The 4,642-nt window shown below is 71.7% G+C and carries 4 protein-coding genes; all 4 read left to right on the plus strand.

All coding sequences use genetic code 11. The features are described 5' to 3' along the window. The first annotated feature begins 8 nt into the window (after positions 1 to 8). The 4 genes from ligD to AC13HU_RS32610 all read left to right on the plus strand — a co-directional run bounded on the left by ligD (position 9) and on the right by AC13HU_RS32610 (position 4,435). Positions 9 to 1,016, plus strand: coding sequence for a non-homologous end-joining DNA ligase (gene ligD, locus AC13HU_RS32595; RefSeq protein WP_483045593.1), 1,008 nt, complete (start codon positions 9 to 11; stop codon positions 1,014 to 1,016). A gap of 37 nt (positions 1,017 to 1,053) precedes the next feature. Beyond that, on the plus strand, positions 1,054 to 1,773 hold the full coding sequence (locus AC13HU_RS32600) for an MgtC/SapB family protein (RefSeq protein WP_483045590.1): 720 nt from the start codon (positions 1,054 to 1,056) through the stop codon (positions 1,771 to 1,773). A 146-nt stretch (positions 1,774 to 1,919) separates the two neighbouring features. Further along, positions 1,920 to 2,732, plus strand: coding sequence for a MarR family winged helix-turn-helix transcriptional regulator (locus tag AC13HU_RS32605; RefSeq protein WP_483045591.1), 813 nt, complete (start codon positions 1,920 to 1,922; stop codon positions 2,730 to 2,732). Further along, entirely contained in the window at positions 2,729 to 4,435 is a 1,707-nt protein-coding gene (locus AC13HU_RS32610) for an MDR family MFS transporter (RefSeq protein WP_483045592.1), read from the plus strand. Before AC13HU_RS32605 ends, AC13HU_RS32610 begins: the two co-directional genes overlap by 4 nt. Positions 4,436 to 4,642: the final 207 nt, after the last annotated feature.

Below are 4,642 nucleotides of genomic sequence, written 5' to 3' on the forward strand. Positions count from 1 at the left end.
CTCCCACCCTGAGCCCCTCCGCCGTGCCGTCCCACCTGCTGCGTCCGGTCCCCGCGCACCGGGCCGACCTCCCGGTCTCCCCGATGCTCGCCACCCCCACCGACCGCCGCTCGTTCGACGGGAGTTGGCTGTTCGAGCGGAAGCTCGACGGCGTGCGGGTACTGGCCGTACGCGACGCGGACGGCGTGCGGCTGCTGTCGCGCACCGGACGGGACATCAGCGCGACGTACCCCGAAGTGGTGGCGGCGCTCGCGGCGCAGGAGTGCGCGGACTTCACGGTCGACGGCGAGGTGGTGGCCCTGCGCGCGGGCCGTACCGACTTCGCGCTGCTCCAGCAGCGGATGGGGCTGACCGATCCGCGGGCGGTGCGGGCCAGCCCGGTGGTGGTCCACTACTACGTGTTCGACGTGCTGGCGCTGGCCGGTTGGGACATCGGCCGGGTGCCGCAGCGGACCCGGAAGGTGCTGCTGCGGGACGCGTTGACGTACGGCGGGCCGCTGCGCTTCACCCCGCACCGCAACTACGACGGCGACACCCCGGCGCTGCTCGCCGACGCCTGTGCGCGCGGCTGGGAGGGGCTGATCGCCAAGCGCGCGGGCGCCGCGTACCAGCCGCGCCGCTCGCACGACTGGCTGAAGCTGAAGTGCGCGGCCGGACAGGAGTTCGTGGTCGGCGGGTTCACCGAGCCGGCCGGTTCGCGGATCGGCTTCGGCGCGCTGCTGCTGGGCTACCACGACGCGGCCGGCACGCTGCGTTACGCGGGGAAGGTGGGCACCGGGTACCGCGATCGGGTGCTGCGGGAAGTGCGGGCCCGGCTGGACGAACTCGCCCGGCCGGCATCGCCGTTCGCCGACCCGGTGCGCGAACGCGCCGTGCACTGGGCCGAACCGGTGCTCGTGGCGCAGGTCGCGTTCACCGAGTGGACCAGGGACGGGATGCTGCGCCACCCCCGATTCGTGGGTCTGCGCGACGACAAGAACCCTGCGGACGTGGTCCGCGAGGCGCCGCCCGGTTGACGGTCCGGCGCACCGGCCGGTGGCTACAGTGAGTCGGATGGAACTGGCGATGTGGGGCGAACCGACCGGTCAGGGCTGGTCGCAGATCGGCGAGTTGGGGCTGGCGTTCGTACTGTCGGCGGCGATCGGGCTGGAGCGCGAGGTACGCCAGAAGAGCGCGGGGATGCGTACCCACACGCTCGTCGGGCTCGGCGCCGCGCTGATCATGCTGGTGTCGAAGTACGGCTTCAGCGATGTGCTCGGCCACGACACCGTGCTGGACCCGTCGCGGGTGGCCGCGCAGATCGTCTCCGGGATCGGCTTCATCGGCGGCGGGCTGATCTTCGTACGGCAGGACGTGGTGCGCGGCCTGACCACCGCGGCCGTGGTGTGGATGACGGCCGCGATCGGCATGGCGGCGGGCGCCGGGCTGCCGGTGCTGGCCCTGGTGGTGGCCGGCGCGCACTTCCTGATCGTGCTCGGCTTCGCGCCGCTGGCCGCCCGTATCCCCGGCTCGACCCGCTCCCCCGCCTGGCTCCGGCTGGACTACGAGGACGGGCGCGGCGTGCTGCGGACCGCTCTGGCGTCCTGCACGAAGATGGGCTTCAACGTGGTCGACCTGTCCGCGGAGCACGACCACGAGCCCGAGCACCGCGGCACCGTCACCGTGCATCTGACCGTGCAGGGGCCGCGGCCGGTGGTGGAGCTCGCGTCGGCGCTCGCGGAGATCCAGGGCGTGCACCGGGTGAGCACGACTCAGGACGACACGATCGAGTAGCTTCCGGGCGCCCCCCGCGTTCAGTTGCTTGCCCTCAGCAAGTAATATAAGTTGCTGACGGCAAACAACTGTTTATCGGACAGCAGGGGGCGAGGGCGACGGACACCGAGGCCGTACCCGCGACCGGCGTCGCGCACGGATCGGCTGTGGCGCACGAGGTCGGCGCCGCGCACGCGGCAGACGTAGCGCACATAGCACCCGTAGCGCACGCGACGGACGCCGCGGACGCAGCGGACATTGCGCACCGCACCGCCGCGGCGCACGGCACCGGCGTGGTGCACGAGGCCGAGGTCGTACGAGAGAGCGCCAACGTCGGAGACGAACTGGCGCGGCTGATGCGGCTGGTCGGCGCGTGGAAGCAGCGGGTGCGGGACGAGGGGTGGGGCGACCGGGTGCTGCTGGGGCGGCTCGCCGAGGGCGGCCCGCGGCGGGCCACCGACCTCGCCGCCGACACCCTGCTCGACCTGTCCACCGTGAGCCGGCAGATCCGTTCGCTGGTCGAACGGGGCCTGGTCGAACGGCGACCGGACCCGGAGGACGGCCGCGGCACCCTGCTCTCCCCGACCGGGCAGGGGCTCGCCGCGGTGGAGCGCTACCGCTCGCAGCGCGACCAGAAACTGGCCGACGCGCTCGCCGCCTGGACCGGCTCGGACCGCCAGGACCTCGGCCGCCTGCTGGCCCGCTTCAACGACGACGTCGCCGAACGACACGTGCGGCCCGTGTGCGCTCCCGCGCAGAGCCACAGCCACGGCCACGGCCACGGCCACGCGCAAGACCATGCGCAGGGACACGGCCACGGCGACCCGCACGGCCACGCCCACCCCGGCCCCGTGGGCCACGACAGCGACCCGGCGCCCGAACACGGCGCCGACGCACCGGGCGGCGCGACCGCCCCCTCCAGCTTCCGCACCACCGCCGGGCCCGCATCCCGGGTCAGATCCAGGAGAACACCCAAGTGAGCAGTAGTAGCCGGACCTCACCATCGTCAGGGGCCGCCCCGGGGCCCTCGGCCCCCGCGGCCGACATCGCACCCGGAGGTCTGACCCACCGTCAGATCCTGACCATCCTCAGCGGTCTGATGCTGGGCATGTTCCTGGCCGCACTCGACCAGACCATCGTCAGCACCGCGATCCGGACCATAGCCGACGACCTGCACGGCCTGAACCAGCAGGCGTGGACCACCACCGCCTACCTGATCACGTCGACCATCGCCACCCCGCTGTACGGCAAGCTCTCCGACATCCACGGGCGCAAGCCGTACTTCATCGCCGCGATCAGCATCTTCATCGTCGGCTCGATCCTGTGCACCTTCTCCACCTCGATGGTGGAACTGGCGGTCTTCCGCGCCTTCCAGGGCATCGGGGCCGGCGGTCTGATGTCGCTGGCGCTGGCGATCATCGGCGACATCGTGCCGCCGCGCGAACGGGCCAGGTACCAGGGGTACATCCTCGCGGTCTTCGCCACCTCCAGCGTGGCCGGTCCGCTGATCGGCGGCTTCCTCGCCGGCCAGTCCTCCATCCTGAGCATCGCCGGCTGGCGCTGGGTGTTCCTGGTCAACGTGCCGATCGGCATCATCGGGCTGTTCGTGGTCGCCAGGGTGCTCAACGTGCCGCACGTCAAGCGCAATCACCGCATCGACTGGTGGGGAGCGGTGACCATCGTGGTCGGCCTGGTGCCGCTGCTGCTCATCGCCGAGCAGGGCGAGGCATGGGGCTGGCTCTCCGCGCGGGCGGTGCTCTGCTACGCCGTCGGCGTCGTCGGGGTGATCGCCTGGATCCTCGTCGAGCGCGGCATGGGCGACGAGGCGCTGATCCCGATGCGGCTGTTCCGCAACAACGTCTTCAGCCGCACCAGCCTGCTCAGCCTGATCGTCGGCATGGTGATGTTCGGCGGGCTGCTGATGATCCCGCAGTACCTCCAGATCGTGAAGGGCGCGAGCCCGACCAGGTCGGGCCTGGAGATGCTGCCGCTGATGCTCGGCATGATGGTCGCCTCCATCGCCGCCGGCCAGGCCACCTCCCGGACCGGGCGCTACAAGATCTTCCCGGTGGTCGGCACGGCGCTGATGTTCGTCACCATGCTGCTGTTCCACTACCAGGTGCAGTGGGACACCCCGTTGCCCAGGACCATGGCGTTCATGGCGCTGATGGGGGTCGGGCTCGGCCTGACCATGCAGACGCTCGTGATGTCCGTGCAGAACGCGGTGCCACCGCAGGACATGGGCACCGCGACCGCGTCGGCGACGTTCTTCCGGCAGCTCGGCGGCACCGCGGGCACCGCGATCTTCCTGTCGGTGCTGTTCAGCACGGTCGGCGGCAAGATCACCACGGCGCTGGGCAAGGCGCAGTCGCACCCGGACTTCCAGAAGGCCGTCGCCGCGCATCCCGACGCGATCTCGCCGCAGAGCGCGAAGTCCGTGGTCACCGACTCGTCCTTCCTCAAGCACCTCGACCCCGCGCTGGCCGCGCCCTTCAAGCAGGGGTTCGCCGACTCGATGCACCTGGTGTTCATCATCGTCGCCGGGGTGGCCCTGCTGGCGTTCCTGCTGATGCTCACCATCAAGGAGGTGCCGCTGCGCAGCCTCTCGGGTGCGCAGGCCCGTGCGCAGGCCGAGGCGGAGGCGGAGGCCGAGGCGGAGGCAACGGCGAGCACGGAGCCGTAGGCAAGGAAGCTCGGCCCTCCCGTTCTCCCGGCTCCCCGCGCACCCCTTTGTCAGGGGGGCGCGGGGAACCGCATGTTGGGCACCCCGCGACCTTCATGCCGACGGAGATCCCCCCGATGCGCCGCCGGGCGGGCGGCGGGAAGCGGCGGGAAGCGGGAATCGCTAGCGGGTGGAGGCCGGGGCGGGGGTTTCGGTGGAGTGGTGGGG

The sequence above is a fragment of the Streptomyces sp. NH27 genome (assembly GCF_056859195.1).

Bases quoted from the DNA above. Each gene is read 5' to 3' on its own strand.
- AC13HU_RS32600 (WP_483045590.1), top strand. From the start codon at position 1,054: ATGGAACTGGCGATGTGGGGCGAACCGACCGGTCAGGGCTGGTCGCAG.